General features: G+C 47.1%; 15 protein-coding genes (1 of these 15 cut by a window edge). 10 read left to right on the top strand and 5 right to left on the bottom strand.

Annotated features, from left to right (window positions below; translation table 11 throughout):
* Positions 1-100: 100 nt before the first annotated feature.
* The 9 genes from G4O42_RS01075 to G4O42_RS01035 all read left to right on the top strand — a co-directional run bounded on the left by G4O42_RS01075 (position 101) and on the right by G4O42_RS01035 (position 11,555).
* The gene (locus tag G4O42_RS01075; protein ID WP_032872641.1) at positions 101-1,468 is read left to right on the top strand and encodes a PTS transporter subunit EIIC; all 1,368 of its coding nucleotides are present in this window, start codon (positions 101-103) and stop codon (positions 1,466-1,468) included.
* A gap of 18 nt (positions 1,469-1,486) precedes the next feature.
* Positions 1,487-2,770 carry a penicillin binding protein PBP4B gene (pbp4b, locus tag G4O42_RS01070; RefSeq protein ID WP_032872639.1) on the top strand — a complete coding sequence of 428 codons (1,284 nt, stop codon included), beginning with the start codon at positions 1,487-1,489 and terminating at the stop codon, positions 2,768-2,770.
* A gap of 46 nt (positions 2,771-2,816) precedes the next feature.
* Positions 2,817-4,730, top strand: a complete 1,914-nt coding sequence (locus G4O42_RS01065; protein WP_032872637.1) for a glycoside hydrolase family 3 protein — start codon at positions 2,817-2,819, stop codon at positions 4,728-4,730.
* Positions 4,731-4,745: 15 nt separating this feature from the next.
* Entirely contained in the window at positions 4,746-5,990 is a 1,245-nt protein-coding gene (locus G4O42_RS01060) for an exo-beta-N-acetylmuramidase NamZ family protein (protein ID WP_032872634.1), read from the top strand.
* A 137-nt stretch (positions 5,991-6,127) separates the two neighbouring features.
* Complete coding sequence (gene btr, locus G4O42_RS01055; RefSeq protein WP_032872632.1) at positions 6,128-7,723, top strand: bacillibactin transport transcriptional regulator Btr; 1,596 nt, start codon at positions 6,128-6,130, stop codon at positions 7,721-7,723.
* Positions 7,724-7,810: 87 nt separating this feature from the next.
* On the top strand, positions 7,811-8,767 hold the full coding sequence (locus G4O42_RS01050; protein ID WP_032872630.1) for an ABC transporter substrate-binding protein: 957 nt from the start codon (positions 7,811-7,813) through the stop codon (positions 8,765-8,767).
* A gap of 19 nt (positions 8,768-8,786) precedes the next feature.
* Entirely contained in the window at positions 8,787-9,794 is a 1,008-nt protein-coding gene (locus tag G4O42_RS01045) for a FecCD family ABC transporter permease (protein ID WP_007609051.1), read from the top strand.
* A 1-nt stretch (position 9,795) separates the two neighbouring features.
* Positions 9,796-10,806, top strand: coding sequence for an iron ABC transporter permease FeuC (gene feuC / locus G4O42_RS01040; RefSeq protein WP_032872817.1), 1,011 nt, complete (start codon positions 9,796-9,798; stop codon positions 10,804-10,806).
* On the top strand, positions 10,803-11,555 hold the full coding sequence (locus G4O42_RS01035; RefSeq protein ID WP_032872628.1) for an alpha/beta hydrolase: 753 nt from the start codon (positions 10,803-10,805) through the stop codon (positions 11,553-11,555). The genes feuC and G4O42_RS01035 overlap by 4 nt, the downstream gene beginning before the upstream one ends.
* Here G4O42_RS01035 and G4O42_RS01030 read toward each other — a convergent pair.
* The 5 genes from G4O42_RS01030 to G4O42_RS01010 all read right to left on the bottom strand — a co-directional run bounded on the left by G4O42_RS01030 (position 11,544) and on the right by G4O42_RS01010 (position 17,537).
* Positions 11,544-12,485, bottom strand: coding sequence for a bile acid:sodium symporter family protein (locus G4O42_RS01030; protein ID WP_087920786.1), 942 nt, complete (start codon positions 12,483-12,485; stop codon positions 11,544-11,546). The two genes, G4O42_RS01035 and G4O42_RS01030, sit on opposite strands and share 12 nt — an antisense overlap.
* A 150-nt stretch (positions 12,486-12,635) precedes the next feature.
* Positions 12,636-14,069 (bottom strand): SulP family inorganic anion transporter, encoded by a 1,434-nt coding sequence (locus tag G4O42_RS01025; protein WP_032872626.1) that lies wholly within the window; start codon positions 14,067-14,069, stop codon positions 12,636-12,638.
* 231 nt (positions 14,070-14,300) lie between these two features.
* The gene (locus tag G4O42_RS01020) at positions 14,301-15,347 is read right to left on the bottom strand and encodes a zinc-dependent alcohol dehydrogenase (protein ID WP_032872624.1); all 1,047 of its coding nucleotides are present in this window, start codon (positions 15,345-15,347) and stop codon (positions 14,301-14,303) included.
* On the bottom strand, positions 15,322-16,272 hold the full coding sequence (locus G4O42_RS01015; RefSeq protein ID WP_032872622.1) for an inositol monophosphatase family protein: 951 nt from the start codon (positions 16,270-16,272) through the stop codon (positions 15,322-15,324). The genes G4O42_RS01020 and G4O42_RS01015 overlap by 26 nt, the downstream gene beginning before the upstream one ends.
* Entirely contained in the window at positions 16,269-17,537 is a 1,269-nt protein-coding gene (locus G4O42_RS01010) for an aspartate aminotransferase family protein (RefSeq protein ID WP_032872620.1), read from the bottom strand. The genes G4O42_RS01015 and G4O42_RS01010 overlap by 4 nt, the downstream gene beginning before the upstream one ends.
* 228 nt (positions 17,538-17,765) lie before the next feature.
* On the opposite strand from G4O42_RS01010, the gene G4O42_RS01005 reads away from it, so the two are divergent.
* Positions 17,766-18,871: the 5' portion of an MFS transporter gene (locus G4O42_RS01005; RefSeq protein WP_171006735.1), read on the top strand. The gene runs 106 nt beyond the window's last position; the window shows 1,106 of its 1,212 coding nt (coding positions 1-1,106); the start codon lies at positions 17,766-17,768; the stop codon falls past the right edge of the window.

Genomic DNA, 18,871 nt, shown 5'->3' with positions numbered 1-18,871 from the left:
TTACGAGCCCGCGCCGTTTTCATGATCGGCGCAGGCGCTTTTAGGACGCGTTTCAGGCACAGCTCCCCGGGAAAAATCGTACGGAAAAAGGAGGATCTCCATGAGCAAAGAGGCATTTTATCAGTCACTGGCCAAAGATATCCTGGACAATTGCGGCGGTTCATCGAATATTTCAGGCTTTACCCACTGTATGACACGCCTGAGGATTACGCCTTTAGATCAGGACAAAACGGATATTGAAGCGCTGAAACAGCTTGACGGGGTCATAGGCGTCGTCGAAGCCGAAACACTGCAGATCATCCTTGGCACGGGTGTCGTCAATCATGTCGCCGACGCTTTCGCAAAACTTATGTCATCCGGAAAAAACATTGATTTAAAAGAAGCCGCCTCACGAAAAAAAGCCGATCTCAACAGAAAAAACACCACACCCATCAAACTGTTTCTGAGAAAAATATCAAGCATCTTCATTCCCCTTATTCCCGCACTCATTGCATCAGGTTTAATTACCGGTATTACGAAAGTCGTCATTCAGGCCGGCTGGCTCCCGAAAGAATCCCAAATCGCACTTATTTTAACGGTTATCGGTTCAGGCTTATTCGCATACCTCGGCGTCCTTGTCGGCATCAATGCGGCGAAGGAATTCGGCGGGACTCCCGCGATGGGCGGCCTTGCGGGTATATTGATCCTTAACCCTGAAATCGCCAATATCAGTTTGTTCGGAGAGAATCTGCTCCCTGGCAGGGGAGGATTAATCGGCGTTCTTTTCGCTGCGGTTTTTATCGCTTATACCGAACGGTTTATCAGAAAGTACGTCCATCAATCCATCGACATTATCGTCACGCCTACATTGTCTTTACTTATCACCGGGCTGGTAACATATGTCGTTTTTATCCCTGCAGGCGGTTTTATTTCTGATCTGATTACATCTGGTTTATTGTCGCTGCTGAATGTCGGGGGAGTGCTCTCAGGGTTTGTGCTGGGAGCCGCCTTCCTGCCGCTTGTCGTCACCGGCCTGCATCAGGGCTTGACTCCCGTACATTTGGAATTAATCCGATCAATCGGAGATGACCCGCTTCTTCCGATTCTCGCGATGGGAGGCGCGGGTCAAGTAGGGGCGGCCTTCGCCATTTTTATGAAAACCAAAAAAGCCTCATTGAAAAGAGCGATCGGCGGCGGACTTCCATCCGGTCTGCTCGGAATCGGAGAGCCGCTCATCTTCGGCGTCACGCTCCCGCTCGGCCGGCCGTTTTTGACGGCGTGTTTAGGGGCGGGAATCGGCGGCGCCTTTCAAGCCCATTTTCAGGTGGCTACTTTTTCAATCGGTGTCTCCGGCCTTCCGCTCTCGTTTCTCGTACAGCCGGCTCAAATCGTTTTGTATATCATCGGTCTCTTCATCTCTTACGGGGCGGGCTTTGTCTTCACTTATGCGTTCGGATTTAAGGATGATATGGCTGCTGAATTTGAATAAACCGGGAGGGATCAGAATATGAAAACACTGACAGCCGCCATACTCACAATGGTCATCAGCCTCTCCTTCCTGCCGCAGCACAAAGCCGAAGCCCAATCCAAATTATACGACACAGCAAAGCTCAGAAAGGTTGATCAAATGATTGAAAAAGACATCGCAGCAGGATTCCCCGGAGCCGTCCTCGTCGTCGTAAAGGACGGACGGGTGATCAAAAAGAAAGCATACGGCTACAGCAAAAAATATGACGGGACTACCCTTTTATCCCGTCCGAAAAAAATGAAAACATCAACCATGTTTGATTTAGCTTCCAATACAAAAATGTACGCGGCCAATTTTGCACTACAGCGACTCGTCAGCCAGGGAAAGCTTGATGTGTATCAAAAAGTCTCGGCTTACCTTCCTGATTTCAAAGACGGAAAAAGCGATCCGATTCAAGAAAAAGACCGCATTCGCGTCATCGATGTGCTCCAGCATCAATCCGGTCTGCCGGCAAGCTTTTATTTCTATCAGCCGGACACCGCAGGCCCTTTGTATTCACAAGAACGTGAGAAAACGATCCGTTTTCTCACCCAAATCCCGCTTGAATACAAACCGGGAACAAAACACGTATACAGCGATATCGGTTACATGCTTCTCGGCTGCATCATTGAAAGCATAACCGGAAAAACCCTTGATGCCTATGCGGAACAAGAACTGTACAAACCGCTGAAACTGACGCACACACTGTTCAATCCGCTGCAAAAAGGCTTTAAAGAAAAAGCATTCGCAGCTACTGAACGTTTAGGCAACACACGTGACGGAGTCATCCATTTCCCTCACATCAGGACGTATACGCTGCAGGGGGAAGTTCACGATGAAAAAGCATTTTACTCCATGGGAGGGGTGTCCGGTCACGCCGGGCTGTTTTCCAGAGCTGATGACATAGCCGTCCTTCTTCAAGTCATGCTGAACGGAGGCAGTTATAAACACGTTTCTCTCTTCAATAAAAGAACGGCCGATTTGTTCACAACGGCGGCATCCTCTGATCCGACTTTCGCTCTCGGCTGGCGGAAAAACGGCAGCCCGGATATGGAGTGGATGTTCGGCCCTTATGCAAGCAGGCAGGCATATGGCCATACAGGATGGACCGGCACCATCACGATTATTGATCCCGCTTATAAGCTGGGGATCGCACTTTTGACCAATAAAAAGCATTCCCCCGTCGTCAGTCCCGGTGAAAACCCGAATGTTTTTGAAGGGGATCTTTTCCCCACCGGAAGCTACGGCAGCGTCATAAAAACGATTTATGAAGCCATTGAATGACAACCCATGTCTTTGGTCCAAACTATGACGGCAGGAGGGCACCATCATGAAACTTGTCATCTCAGCTGTATTACTGTTGTTCATTGTTTTCGGCACGCATCATGCATCGACAAAACCGGACATTCCGTCACAGGCGGAACAAGCGGTATCCCGTATGACATTAGATGAAAAATTAGGGCAGATGCTCATGCCTGATTTTCGAAATTGGCAAAAAAAGGGGCAGTCATCACCTGAGGCTCTTACCCAAATGAATGACGAAGTCGCAGGGCTTATTCAAAAGTACCGGTTCGGCGGCGTTATCTTATTTGCAGAAAATGTAAAAAACACTGAGCAAACGGTTCGCCTGACAAATGCCTTTCAAAAGGCGAGCCCTGACATTCCGCTATTATTAAGCATTGATCAGGAGGGCGGCATCGTAACCAGACTTGGTGAGGGCACTCATTTCCCAGGCAATATGGCGCTCGGAGCCGCGAGAAAAACAGCCTACGCGTCCCAGACCGGCGCCATTATCGGCAAAGAACTGAAAGCACTGGGCATTAATACGAATTTCGCTCCCGTTCTCGATATCAATAATAATCCCGGAAACCCTGTCATCGGCGTCAGGTCGTTCAGTTCAGACCGTGATCTGACAGCTTCACTCGGCCTTGCCTCAATGAAGGCTCAGCAAAAGCAGGATGTCGCTGCCGCCGTCAAACATTTCCCGGGACACGGTGACACGGATGTCGACAGCCACTACGGCCTTCCGCTTGTCACCCACAATCAAGAAAGACTGCGTCAGATTGAACTTTATCCGTTCCGGAAGGCCATTCAGGCCGGAGCTGATATGATCATGACAGCCCATGTGCAATTTCCCGCTTTTGACGATACAACCTATAAAAGCAAGCTGGACGGTTCAGACATTCTCGTACCCGCCACACTCTCGAAAAAAGTGATGACTCACCTTCTCCGTGAGGAAATGAGATTTAACGGCGTCATCGTTACGGATGCATTAAATATGAAAGCCATTGCCGATCATTTCGGCCAGGAAGAGGCGGTCGTCATGGCAATAAAAGCAGGAGTCGATATTGCCCTTATGCCGGCCCAAGTGACATCGCTGCAAACGGAAAACCGCTTTGCCCGGGTTCATTCCGCTTTAAAAAAGGCGGTACAAAAAGGGGAAATTCCGCTGCAGCAAATTAACAAATCAGCGGAACGCATCATTTCCCTGAAAATAAAACGAGGGATATATCCCGCACCGAAAGAGACAAATCTGAAAAAGAAGATTGCAAAAGCAAAGAAAACCGTCGGCAGCAAAAATCACCTGAAAGCTGAAAAACAAATCGCGGAAAGATCCGTCACCGTCATACAAAACAAAAACCGCACGCTCCCATTCAAACCGAAAAAGAACAGCTGCGTTCTCATTGCCGCTCCTTATGAAGATCAAACAGCGTCAATGGAACAAACCATTCGGCAGCTCATCAAGAAGAAAAAAATCCGGCCGGTAACCATCAGTAAAATGAACTTCGCCGAGCGCACATTTCATGATGAGCACAAAAAGCTGGTATCCGACGCGGATTACGTGATTACAGGCTCATATGTCGTGAAAAATGATCCTGTCGTAAACGACGGTGTCATTGACGATTCCGTCACAGATCCCGGCAAGTGGACGACTGCATTTCCGCGGGCCGTCATGAAAGCCGCACAATCGAACAAAAAACCCTTTGTGCTGATGAGCCTGCGTAATCCTTACGACGCCGCGAACTTTGAAGAAGCTGAAGCCCTTATCGCAGTCTACGGCTTTAAAGGATATACAGACGGACAATTTCTCCAGCCAAACATTCCGGCAGGCGTTGAAGCGATATTCGGACAGACAAAACCGCAAGGCAGGCTGCCCGCTGACATTCCTTCCGTCACTCATCCGGGAACGACACTCTATCCTTATGGTTTCGGTATCAATCTGAAGACCGGAAAACCGCTTTAAACAGGAGGACAGATCATGAAAACACAAACGGCTGCGCTTCTTGCCGGATTAGTCGTCATCAGTGCTATGACGGCAGTCTCGGCGGCTTCTGACAGAAACCTTCATACCGCCAAGAAACCAAGCATCCAAACAGGCATCGACCGCCTGCTGAAAGATTATAAACAGGAACTGAAGGGAAAAAGGGTCGGGCTGATCACCAACCCGACCGGTGTGAACAATTCATTGAAAAGCAGCGTTGACGTGCTGTATGAGGCACCAGACATCCATTTAACGGCATTATTCGGACCGGAGCACGGTGTCCGCGGCGATGCCCAGGCCGGAGACAAAGTCACATCCTATATAGACGAAAAAACAGGGCTTCCCGTCTACAGCCTGTACGGGGAAACGAGGAAACCGACGCCTGACATGCTGAAAGATACAGATGTGCTGATTTTCGATATTCAGGATGTCGGAACACGATACTACACCTACATTTATACAATGGCCTATGCCATGGAAGCGGCCAAAGAAAAAGGCATTCCTTTTTATGTCTTAGACCGGCCGAATCCGCAAGGCGGACGAAATCCGGACGGCCCGGTTCTTGAACCGGATTACGCTTCATTTGTCGGACTGTATCCGATCCCGCTGAAGCACGGCATGACGATCGGTGAGCTTGCTCTTTTATTCAATAAAGAGTTTCATATTGGCGCCGACCTCACCGTCGTAAAAATGAAGCGCTGGAAGCGGACGATGACGATTGAAGATACCGGTCTGCCGTTCGTCCTCCCTTCGCCTAATATCCCGACCCCGGACAGCATATTCGCATATTCGGCGACAGGACTAATCGAAGGCACAAACGTATCCGAAGGAAGGGGCACGACAAAGCCGTTTGAACTTATCGGCGCGCCTTATATGAAAAGCACCAAGCTCGAAGAACGCCTGAACAGTCTCAAGCTTCCGGGCGTCGCCTTCAGAGCCGCATCATTTATCCCCAGCTTCTCCAAGCACCAGGGCAAGCTGTGCCACGGCGTTCAAGTCTACGTAACAAACAGAAACACATTTGAAGCGGCAAAAACAGGGCTTTCCATTCTGAAAACCATGCATGACTTATATCCAAATGACTTTTCCTTCTTGCCGACAGGCTCTTTTGACAAGCTGATCGGTAACGGCTGGGTACGCAAAAAAATAGAAAAAGGCGCTTCCATTGAAGACATCACCAGCACATATCAACGCCGGCTGAACCAATTCAAAACTCTAAGAAAACAATACCTCATATACTGACAACATTCGTGTTACACGTGTAACATTTTGACGCATTTCACATTTCCGCTTTTTATAGGAAAACATTCATTTATTTGGTACAATTTAAATGATAACAGTTATCATTTAAATGAATGTTTCCTAAAAGGTGGTTTCTCATGAAAAACACATTATTCTTTCAGCCCATTGATATCATCTCCGTAAAAAAAACAGCCGACCTTCTGTCAGAGCATCAGCTCACTGATTCCCCCGTATTGATCTTTCATGTGAAAGGCGAGGGACAAATTGATATCGGAACAGACAGCTTTCCGCTGCAGAAGGAAACGCTCTACATCTGTCCTTGTGATGAGACATTCAATATTGCCCCTATATCGTCAGGCGGCATCCATTTGTATATCGTCAGACTCCGTGTTTTCTCCTATTCATCAGATGATGAAGCGATGCTTCCGGATAATGGGGAAGACATCTTCCACGGACTTCAGCAAATGAATTTACAAACGGTGGATCATTTGACAAGCCGGCTTCAGTCACTTTCTGAAAACGTGCGATCGGCGGATGCATTGCAGAAAATGAAATATACAGCCGACTTTCAGCAGCTGATGTACGACCTTTATGCCGCAAAAGTATGCCATCAAAATAATACGAAAGCGGCGATCGAACAGACAAAACAATTCATACATGCTCAGTCCGACACAAAAATCACGCTCACCCAGCTCGCTCATATGGCGGGAATCAGTCCCAAGCATTATAGTGAAACCTTTAAAAAACTATACGGGCAGAGCGTAACTGAATATATCACAGACATCCGCATAACCAATGCGAAAAAACTGATGGCCAAGGCAAACTGCAAACTGCGGGAAATCGCTCATCAAATCGGCTACCAGGACGAATTTTATTTCAGCCGCATCTTTAAAAAACATACCGGCAGCTCACCTACAAGCTATATGAAAAAAAGGCGCACAAAAATGGCCGCTTACGGAAAAGAAACGATGGGGCATCTGATTCCTCTGCATCACGTGCCTTACGCTGCAGCGCTGCACCCGAAATGGACGGCCTATTATTACAAACAATTCTCTTCTGATATTCCGGTTCACCTGAGTGCTTACCGCTATAATGCAAATTGGGAAGAGAACTTGCACACGCTTTCCCAAGCTGCCCCGGACATCATTTTCAGTCTTGATTCTGTCAGTGAAGAAGAAAAACAGCGCCTGAATGACATCACTGAAGTTTTTTACCTTCCGGCTCAAGAGAATTGGAGAGACCAGTTTCTTCGCACAGCCGCATATTTGAATGAAGAGCAGGAAGCGCGGCACTGGCTTAAAGCTTATCAAAGTCTCGCCCATTCAGCGAAAGATGCTCTTAAACACGTGCGGCATCAGCGGTTCTTATTTATCCGTGTATATAAAGAAAATATGTACATCGCCCATAACAACAGTATTGAGGATGTCTTCTTCGGTGATTTAGGCTTTGCCTCCGCAAAACCGGAAACTTTTGCTCCTGACGAAAAGATTTCCTTGGAAATGCTGGCGGATTGCCAGGCTGACTGCATCATGCTTTTCACTTGTAAAGAACCGGAAACGCTTCGTTATTTTCAGCGGATTCAGCAGACCGGGACATGGCAGAACCTTAGAGCCGTCAGCAATAAACGCGTGTTTCCCATATCATCTGACCCGTGGATTGAATATTCTCCAAGCGGACATCAGCGGATGATCGAGCAAAGCATTTCCATTTTATCCGAAGATCGTCCATGGTAATACCGGAAATTATCCATGGTCTTATCCCTGTTCCTTCTCTATAATTCCAATTGATAATAGTTATCAATTGAACAGGAGGAACAATAGATGAAGAAATTGGCATTCGCTTTCATGATTTTGCTTTTGGCTTTCACGGCCGCGGCTTGCGGAAGCTCAGAAACATCCGATACAGCAAGTAAAGGAAAGGACGCTTCTTCAGATAAAAAGAAAATCGAATATCTCGGAAAAACATATGAAGTCAAAGCGCCGACTGACAAAATCGCCATTACAGGCAGCGTAGAATCAATGGAAGACGCCAAATTGCTTGACGTTCATCCGGCAGGAGCAATTTCTTTCTCCGGCAAATTCCCGGAACTGTTTAAAGATATTACAGATAAATCCGTATCAACGGGAGAAAAAATGCAGCCGAATATGGAAAAAATTCTTGAGCTGCAGCCAGACGTCATTCTGGCATCAACCAAATTCCCGGAAAAAACGTTGAAAAAATTGAGCGGCACCGCTGAAACGATCCCTGTCTCTCATATCTCATCAAACTGGAAAGAAAACATGATGCTGCTCGCCCAGCTTACAGATAAAGAGAAAAAAGCGAAAAAAATCATCGCAGATTACGAACAGGATCTGAAAAAGACAAAAACAAAGATCAACAGCAAAGCGAAACAGTCAAACGCGCTGGTCATCAGAATCAGACAAGGCAATATTTATATTTATCCTGAACAAGTATATTTCAACTCCACGCTTTACGGTGATTTAGGCCTGAAGGCGCCGGACGAAGTCAAAGCGGCGAAAGCGCAGGAACTGATTTCTCTTGAAAAATTAAGCGAAATGAACCCTGACCACATCTTTGTACAATTCTCTGATGACGAAAACGCAGATAAGCCGGACGCTTTGAAAGACTTAGAGAAAAATCCGATCTGGAAGAGCCTGAAGGCAGTCAAAAAAGACCATGTATACGTCAATACGATTGATCCATTAGCCCAAGGCGGAACCGCATGGAGTAAAATCCGCTTCTTACAGGTTGCGGCTGACAAATTGACTCAAGACTAATAAAGAGTAGGTTTTTCACATGTATGCAAAACGGCGGACACACATTATTATCATTGCTTCACCGATTGCCATTGTTCTGTCACTGCTGCTTTCCGTTTTATACGGCGCAAAGCAGCTTGACTTCCATACCGTGTTCTCCGCATTGCTGCACTTTAATCCGGAGAATACCGACCATCAGATCATATGGCATTCAAGAATCCCGAGGGCTGCCGGCGCTATGTTTATCGGCGCCGCCCTTGCTGTTTCCGGAGCGCTCATGCAGGGAATCACACGGAACTATCTGGCCTCGCCTTCGATCATGGGTGTGTCGGACGGCTCCGCTTTTATCATCACCCTTTGCATGGTATTGCTCCCTCAATCGACATCCATTGAAATGATCATATACTCGTTTATCGGTTCCGCATTCGGCGCCGCTCTTGTTTTCGGGCTGGCCTCCATTCTTCCCGGCGGTTTTACCCCGGTGCAGCTTGCCATTATCGGAACGGTGACCAGTATGCTTCTCAGCAGTCTGTCGGCTGCGCTTTCGATTTATTTTCAAATTTCGCAGGATCTCAGTTTTTGGTACAGTGCGAGACTGCATCAAATGAACCCTGATTTTTTGAAACTGGCCGTCCCGTTTTTTGCAATCGGAATCATCACGGCCATGATTCTCAGCAAAAAGGTCACTGCCGTATCATTAGGAGACGACATTTCAAAAAGTCTGGGACAGCAGAAAAGAACCATCAAACTCATGGCGATGGCGGCCGTTGTCATATTGACAGGAAGCTCGGTGGCACTCGCCGGAAAAATTGCCTTTGTCGGTTTGGTCGTTCCGCACATCACACGTTTTCTCGTCGGATCGGACTACAGCAGGCTGATCCCATGCGCGTGCATCATCGGCGGCGTCTTCCTGACCCTTTGCGATCTTGCCAGCCGATTCATCAATTATCCGTTTGAGACGCCTATTGAAGTTGTCACTTCTATCATCGGTGTTCCTTTCTTTCTTTATTTGATTAAAAGAAAAGGAGGGGATCAGCGTGGTGCGTAAAATGGCCGGAATTTATATCATTCTGATTGCTCTCATATTGCTCGTAAGCTATTTCAGCATGACAAGCGGTTCTTTTTCCGCAAAGCCGGGTGAACTGCTCAGTACGCTTTTCCGCATCCATCCGAATCCGCAATATGACATTTTGCTGTTTCAGCTGAGGCTGCCGCGCATTGTCATGGCTGCTGCCATCGGACTCGGGTTGGGGATAGCCGGAGCCGTTATTCAGGCCATTACCAAAAACGGTCTTGCCGATCCCGGTATTTTGGGCATTAATGCAGGAGCCGGAGCCGGAATCGTCACGTTTATGCTTCTGTTTCAGGGACAATCTGAAGCGACGGCACTTGCCTCTGCGATGGGTATGCCTGTCTTCGGCCTCATCGGAGGATTGATGGCGGCCGTGCTGATCTATATTTTCGCCTGGCACCGGGGGCATCTTGAATCGGGCAGAATTATTCTCGTCGGGATCGCCATGAATTCCGGATTCAGCGCGCTGTCTTTATTTCTTTCATTAAAAATGGACCCGCAGGATTATGAGATGGCGATGGTTTGGAAAAACGGCAGCATCTGGTCGGCAAACTGGATGACCATTACGGCGATCCTTCCGTGGCTGATCTTGTTCATTCCTCTTCTTATGGCGAAAACGTCATTGCTGGATACCATTCGTTTCGATGAGGACACGGTGAAAAGCCTCGGTGTTTCAACCAATAAAGAAAAAACAATTTTACTCATTGCCTGCATCGCTTTGATCAGCGCATGTGTAACCGCAGCGGGCAGCATGGCATTTGTCGGACTGATCGCGCCCCATATTTCCCGCAGGCTCGCCGGGATTGAGCACAGATACTCATTACCGGTCAGCGGATTGGTCGGTATGCTCCTCGTCATATCCGCCGACTTTGCGGGCAAATTGTTCTTTCAGCCTTCAGAAGTGCCGGCGGGAATTATTCTTGCGATTCTCGGCGTTCCTTATTTCTTTTTTCTTCTGTTTAAGCAAAAGAAGGGGCTGGATGCATGAGAGGCATCCTTACAGAACACCGGATAAACGGAAAGGAATGCACTGTGTATCTTCCTCCCTCCTGTTCGGTTCAAACAGGGGCTTTACCCTGTGTATACGTACTGGACGGGGGTTCTTTGTTTTTAGAACAGATGGATAAGCTTGAATCCCAATTTGCGAACGGAACACTTCCCGAATTGATTTTCATCGGCATCAAACCGGCTGACAGGCTCGATGAGTACACGCCGTGGCCCGCGCCTTCCCTGAGCACTGCGTTTCATGATTTCGGCGGCAAAGGGAGGCTCTTTCTCGAGGAGCTGACAAATGTCATCATCCCCACTGTTGAAGATATGCATCACATTTCTGCACATCCGGAAACGAGAGGCCTGATCGGCGCGTCATTAGGCGGACTGTTTTCGGTGTACGCGATGTTACAGAAGCCTGAAATATTCGGCAGAATCGGCTGTATTTCCGGTTCCTTCTGGTATGAAAAATCAGCAGAGTATGTCCGCTCCGCATCTTTGCGTCCGGCACGGCAGCGTATCTATATGTCTGTCGGCAGCCGCGAAGCTGAGCATAAAAACAACATCCAAAACACCATGATCCGACAAAATAAAGACGTGCATGAAAGCCTGAGGCAAAAAGGCTTTTCTCAATCTCAGCTCTCTTTCACTGTTGAAAAAGGCACCGTGCACCATCAAGAAGCATTCAAACGACAATTCAATGCAGCACTAAGCTGGCTGTACGGAAAAAACCGCTCACGTAGCTGAGCGGTTTTTTTCATACTTCATCACGACCGGCTTAAGTTCAAAGCGTTTCAGTAAATAGCCGAACAAAGCGGCAAGAATTTGCTGAAAGAGCATCCCGATGACGACCGGAACCGCCACTTGAGACGGAAAGAAAGACACGGCGAGAACGGCTCCGGCGCTGATATTGCGCATGCCCCCCGTATAAATCAGAGACACGATTTCATCCTGGCTCCGCTTCATCAGTCTTCCGATCAGCCATGCCACGGCATAACCCGTCATGGCAATAAAAAATACCATGCCTGCGATGCCCGCAAATTTGATATCCACGTGCGTGACATACGGCGCGATTTCCGAACTGTTAATGGCAATGACAATCATCAGACAGATTTTTGAAAAAGGAGACAGCGACCGGCTTATCGCCTGAGTCCTTACCGGCGGGGAAAACTGGTTGACTATCATCCCTGCGATGGATGGAATCACCACCATCTCCGCCAGCCCTTTCATCATTCCCCACACATCCATCTGAACATTCGCCCCGGCCAGGACAGACAGGCTTAACGGTACGATAAAAGGAGAAAGGACGGTATCAACCAGGATAATAGACAGCGTCAATCCGACATTTCCCTTATACATCGCAGCCCAAATCAAACTCGTAATTCCGGTTGGAATCACCACACCCATAATCAGCCCCGTCACAGTTAAAGGGTCACCGCTGAAAATCAGATGGCCGCTTCCCCATGCAAAAACAGGCATGAAAATATGCAGAACAAACAATGCCATGATCATCGGGAGCGGCTTCTCGATACTGCGCTTCAGCGATTGAAAATTGGCACTCAGACTGCCCGTAAATGTAATAAATGCAAATATCCACGGCACAGCGCCGGCCATCCAGCTGATATGCTGAGATAACAGCACACCCGCCGCCACACTTGACGGAGTCAAAAGCGGCATGATTCTCCCCAACACTTGGTTCAACTTCTGAAGCCACATCATATGCAAGTCTCCTATATACGGTTTTCAAGTCTCATTCATTATAACAATGCACCCCGGCAAATTTAACCGAAAAAAAGCCCGGATATATTCATCCGGACTTCACAAATTCTATGCCATTTGTTTCATTAAATCTCGGCTTTTCTGATTTAATCCCTTTAATTCAGCCTCAATTCCGTATTCTTTACATTTGGCGACAATTTTCTCAAGAGCCGCCGCTCCCGAATCATCCCACACGTGGGCATCGGTCAAATCAATGACAATCCGCTTCACGCCTTCATCATAAACGATGGCATTCATCAGTTCAGACACGGAAGCAAAAAAGATCTGTCCCGTTACCTTATATGTTCTGACATCTTTCTGTTCGGAATGTGACACAATCTTCAGCTTAGAAATTTTCGCCGTAAAAAAGATCGCGCTTAGCAGCACACCCGCGAAGACACCCTTTGATAAGTCATTTGTCAGGACGACCGTCACGACGGTAATAACCATAACGATCGAATCAGTAAGGGGCGCTTTCCGCAAACCTTTAATCGATGACCAGTCGAACGTGCCGATGGACACCATAACCATCACGGCCACCAGCGCAGCCATCGGAATTTTCACGACGATACCGCTTAATACGGCAATTAAAAACATTAAAAACGCGCCGGCCGTAAATGCCGATAACCGGCCGCGTCCGCCGGCTTTCGTATTGATGACAGACTGACCGATCATGGCGCATCCGGCCATGCCTCCGAAAAATCCGTTCACAATATTGGCGATGCCTTGTCCGCGGCTTTCTTTGTTCTTATCACTATCCGTATCGGTCATTTCATCAATGATCTGGGCCGTCAGCAATGACTCGAGCAATCCGACGAATGCAAGGGCCAGAGAATACGGGAAAATAATCCGCAATGTCTCAAACGTCCACGGAACATCCGGTATCAAGAAATGCGGAAGTGAACTTGTAATCCCGCCCATATCACCGACCGTGCGGACATCCGCATGGCAGACCACCGCTATGATCGTCATGACAATAATCGCCACCAGCGGAGACGGCACAGCCGTCGTAACCTTCGGCAATAGATATATGATAGCCAGTGATCCGGCAAGCACGGCGTACATGACCCATGAAGCTCCTTTGAACTGCGGCAGCTGCGCAGAAAAAATCAAGATCGCCAAAGCATTCACAAATCCGATCATGACCGAACGCGGAATAAATTTCATCAATTTCGCTATCTTACTGACACCAAGAATAAATTGAATAATACCTGTCAAAATGGTTGCCGCAAACAAATACTGCAGCCCGTAATCAGCCACCAATGTCACCATGACAACCGCCATTGAACCCGTAGCGGCTGAAATCATTCCCGGTCTGCCGCCGAAGATAGAAATAATAATCGCGATACAAAATGATGCATAAAGGCCGACCATCGGATCGACACCTGCAATAATTGAAAATCCGATCGCCTCAGGGATCAGAGCGAGAGCAACCAGAATACCGGCCAGAATGTCTTTACGGACATTTCCGAACCATTGCTGCTGTAATGTATAATCTTTCAAATGATAACGACTCCTTTTCACTATAAAAATCCGCACCCTATCAGTTGGAAACATTGATTTTCATCTGTGGAATATGAGGCAAGCTTACGGGGAAAAAGAGGACACGCTCAGAGTATAATGTCGTTGAGGAAAGGAATTGTTAACAAAGAGTATCATATTAAACTTTAAAGAAATGTGCAAGACCGTATAAATAAGAAAAGAAAACGACTCTCACTGGAGCCGTTTCCGCTTTTATAAAAGTTCCGGATCAGACACAAGAATTGTTTTTATTGCGCTGATATCCTTTCTTTCTTTTGTCACCGGGTCGATGCCCATGAGATGATCAATGGCTTCTTCATAATTCTTCAGTTCCGTCTTTTCCGTAATAAGATCATAGAGCTGCGGAAGGTCGGACGCGCATGCTAACGCGGCTTCCATGATCTGGCGGGCTTCACCTGTGCCCACAATCGTCACGCCGTTTGACAGCAGCTGGTATGGCCTGACCGTCATCTCATACGTATCATCAAAGCCCATCGGCACCATTCTGCCTCCCTTTTCAATGAAAGGATAAGCCCAATCAAGCTGGTTGCCGATGGCGTCAAAAATCACATCAAATTTTCTTCCTTGATTAATCCGTTTCACTTCATCCACGGTTAATGCTTCAGGGTGGTAGACATAATCCGATATCCGGCTCGCCGCCTCGCTTCGGAAACTGCCTATTTCAGTCGCAACCGTCAATCGCGCCAGTTTTTTCACCATCATTTGCACAAGCAGTCCGATCGTTCCGGAGCCCAAAACCAAGACCGAGTCCTGCGGCTGAATCGAAGCCTTGTCCACAACATTCAGCACACAGGAGAGAGGCTCAACCAATGTGGCCCGCTCCCATTCCATTGAATCCGGAATTCTGTACATGAACCTGTCTTCCCCCACGTAATATTCCGCAAACGTTCCGTGCGCTCCGATTCCGAGCTGCCAATCCTCGAAGGTTTCGCAATAACACGTCAGCCCTCTCCGGCAATAATGACATTTCCCACAAAACTGCGTAGGATCTATCACGACGCGGTCTCCGACTTTTACATTTGTCACGTCCGGTCCGATTTCCACGACCGCTCCCACCGATTCATGCCCCATAATCATATGATGGGTTGCATTCATTTTTCCTTTCAGCACATTTAAGTCCGTTCCGCAGATACCAGTGCCGAAAATTTTCACTTTCACATCATTGGATTTCCGAATTTGAGGCTCGTCCACCTCTTGATATTCAAGCTTATCATTAGGAGTCCAGACCAACGCCTTCATATTTCTCTTCCTTTCTGCCCCAGCGGATTTGGTCTAACAATGTTTGATGAAGCTCTTTCGTTGATGCCGCAATACATGATTGCTGATTCTGATAACTTAAATCTGTCAGAAGTGTTTCGTCCAAAGACCGGCCGTATGCATCCGTAATGATCACTCCCGCCTTCTTCGCCAAAAAAACGCTTGCGGCAATATCATAAGGAAACAAATGCAGCACCTGCCCGTTCCCGACCTGCTGAAAATCTGAAAGCAGCTTCGGATCATCTTTCAGCAGACGATTGCCGATATCCACATACCCATCCATCTGCCCCGTAATAATTCGTGAAATCGAATAAGAAGCGCTGTTGAAAACAAAAACCCCGCCATTATTGGCCGACTGGTCAATCAGATGGCCGTATGCGTCCGTCATCAGCTGCGCCGGATGCCCGTTAAATTCAAGGCTCCAAAACATATTTTTAATATCCCGCACTCCGCTCAAATTCGGCAATTCTCCATGATACCCTTCAAAATGAATGGCATCGCTGTATATATCACCGTACATAAAAGCGCCTGATTTCAATTCAAGTAAAAAAGCAAATTCGATATCCTTAATCTTTGCGTTTGGCTTATACGAAGCAAGCGCAATCGAAATACACGACATTTCAAGTCCCGCGGCGGCCGGGCGCGTTCCGTCTATCGGATCTACAATTAAAATATATTGCGGATCTTCTCCAATCAGCTTCAGGCCGCCATCCTCCGTGTAAAAAGCAACCGGATGGCCCTTTTCTTGAATATAATCCAGCACCGCCTCCTCAGCAGCGGCGTCTATGTTAAATTGGGCGTCGCCTCCCGGGGAATAGCCGTTTACGAGCCGGTTTTTCAGTGTGCCTTTTTGATTTTTCACCTTTTGATAAACAAATTGTCCAAGCCCAATGATATAGTCTCTCACTTGATTTCCTCCAATAGCTTACGAAGTCTGTAGCAGAGCACTTCGGCTTCACTAAGTGTTATGGTTAAAGGCGGACGGATCTTAAATACATTTCCGAATCCGTAACGGGATGTCCGGAGAATCAGCCCGTAATCCATTGCCCGTTTAGCAATATAATTGGTCAGCTCCACATCCGGTTCATTGTTCTCTTTAACAATCTCCACACCGATCATAAGACCGACGCCTCTTACCTCAGAAATAAAAGCGAAATCCTCTTTCATCGTTTCTAAGCGATCCATAATATAATGACCGACCGTCGTTACATTTTCCAAAAATCCCGGGCGCTGCATGATATCTATGGTTTTACACGCGGCAGCGGCGGCCATCACATTTGAGCCGTACGTGAAGGAGTGCGTATACCCCGGAAGCCCGGTATACTTGTCCTCCGTCAGAGTGGCGGCGACTTGGAAGCCTGTGCCCCCGAGCCCTTTTGCTACCGTCATCATATTAGGTTTCACATCGAAGTGGTCCGCGGCAAACATTTTGCCCGTCCGTCCGAATCCGGTCTGAATTTCATCAAAAATCAGAGCGATATCATGTTCATCACAAAGCTTTCTCAAATGTTTAAAATACTCTTTAGGCGGAACGACATTTCCACCGTTTCCGGATATCGGTTCAATAATCATGGCGGCAATTTTTCCATTGCTCGCATACTCAATAAAATCATTAATTCTTTCTACGCACAGCATACCGCATAAATCAGGTTTCTGATTATAGAAACAGCGGCTGCAATAGGGATCGGGGACTTGCAGGCCAAAAGAAATTTGTGGCGGGAAAGGTTCTTTTCTGAATGAGTTGCCGGACAAAGCGGAAGTCATATACGTTTGTCCAAGGTGGCTTCGAAATAAGGAGATGACATCGGTTTTTCCGGAGTAATACTGAGCCATTTTAATAGCTCCTTCATTTGCAGCGGAACCGCTGCTGACTTTAGGGTGTACTTTTGTGAGATTATCGGGGGCGATTTCTACTAGTTTTTCTGCCAGTTTATTTACGGCGTCTGTTTGAAAAGATGATGTTACATGGATCAGCTTATCGGCTTGTTCTTTAACCGTATCAATGACCTCTTTGTTACCGTATCCTAAATTCAAGTTAAACGTGGCAGAGGCGCAATCAATGTACTCATTTCCCTCTTGATCGTACAGGTAAATCCCTTCTCCGCGCTCCATTACTACATCGTCAACACTGTAATACAAGCTGTCTGGATTCGTGATTTCCTTCGTTCCCACAAATACCACCCCTATGAAATTATTAGAATTTCGCTTTTTATCGTATAAATTATTGAAAATAATGTCAACGATCTTTCTTGTAAAAAATGTTAACAATTTGTTAACGTTACCATAAGGGATGTACGAGCAAAAGTTATGTGATATAGTAACAATAATTGGATTTTTTGTAAAAACATCATGTCATACGAGTAGAGAGAAATATGATTTTACTAATAAGGAGATAAAATGATGAAAACTCGTCTGCTGTGGATAAGCTGTTTTTCTTATGGATCGATTGCTTTTACACTTGTTATTCTGGGAGCCGTACTGCCTGAGTTACTCACACATTATTCACAAAGCTACAGTAATGGCGGAGTATTGGTATTCTCTCAGTTCATGGGCTTTCTCATTGGTGTCATCGGAATGCCTTACATGGTGAAAAAGCTTGGGCGCAAAAACGTCGTTATCTTTGGCCTGGCACTCATCAGCTGTGAAATGTTCATCACCTTCCTGCCGCCCTGGCCGCTGCTATTTCTTCTCGTCAGCATCGCGGGGCTTGGCGCCGGATTGGTGGAATCCTGTGTAGGCACGATCATCCTCACCGCTATTAAAGAAAGACAGGCTGTGGCCATGAGCAAGATGGAAGTGGCCTACGGATTAGGTGCGCTTTTCATGCCTCTGCTCTCAGGCTTTCTTATCAACAACCACATGTGGACAATTGCTTTTTTAGTATTAGGGTTATCCAGTTTTGCACTATTAATTGCATGGAAGCAGATGAGTTTCGGCAGTATTGATCAGCTTCTCATCCGCAAAGAGGTCCCTTCCGATGACACTCAAAAAGAAAGCACCGGTTATCGGTCACACGGATTGCTGTTTATTGCCTTGGCGGGTGCTTACTTCTTCTTTTACGGCGGCAGTGAAGTTTCCATTGTACATTTTATCCCCTCCATCTTCGCTGAGAAATGGGATATCCCCAACTCTTTGGCAACGATAACAGTTACAGTGTATTGGACGGGCATGATCATCGGAAGGTTATTAACAGGCCCGGTATCAGAAAAGCTGACATATCACCGTTATCTCCGTCTCATAAGCATTGGCGGTCTGGCTGCACTTACCGTATTAGCATTAAGCAAAAACGTATGGTTCGGTTTTGCCCTTTGCTTCTTTTTAGGGCTGTTCATGGCAGGCATGTTTGCAATAGCCCTAATCATCACGAATCATTTTTATCCCGGAAAGACAGAAACGACTACCAGTATTCTGCTCGCTTCAAACGGATTAGGAGGTTCACTCCTTCCGATCGCCGTCGGCTGGAGCTTAGATGAATATCCCGCACAAACTGCGTTCTGGCTGTTTAC

This window comes from Bacillus sp. LUNF1 (assembly GCF_011008975.1).
GTDB lineage: Bacteria > Bacillota > Bacilli > Bacillales > Bacillaceae > Bacillus > Bacillus velezensis.
Note: the sequence above shows the minus strand (reverse complement) of the source record. Positions and strands in the feature narration are given on the sequence as shown.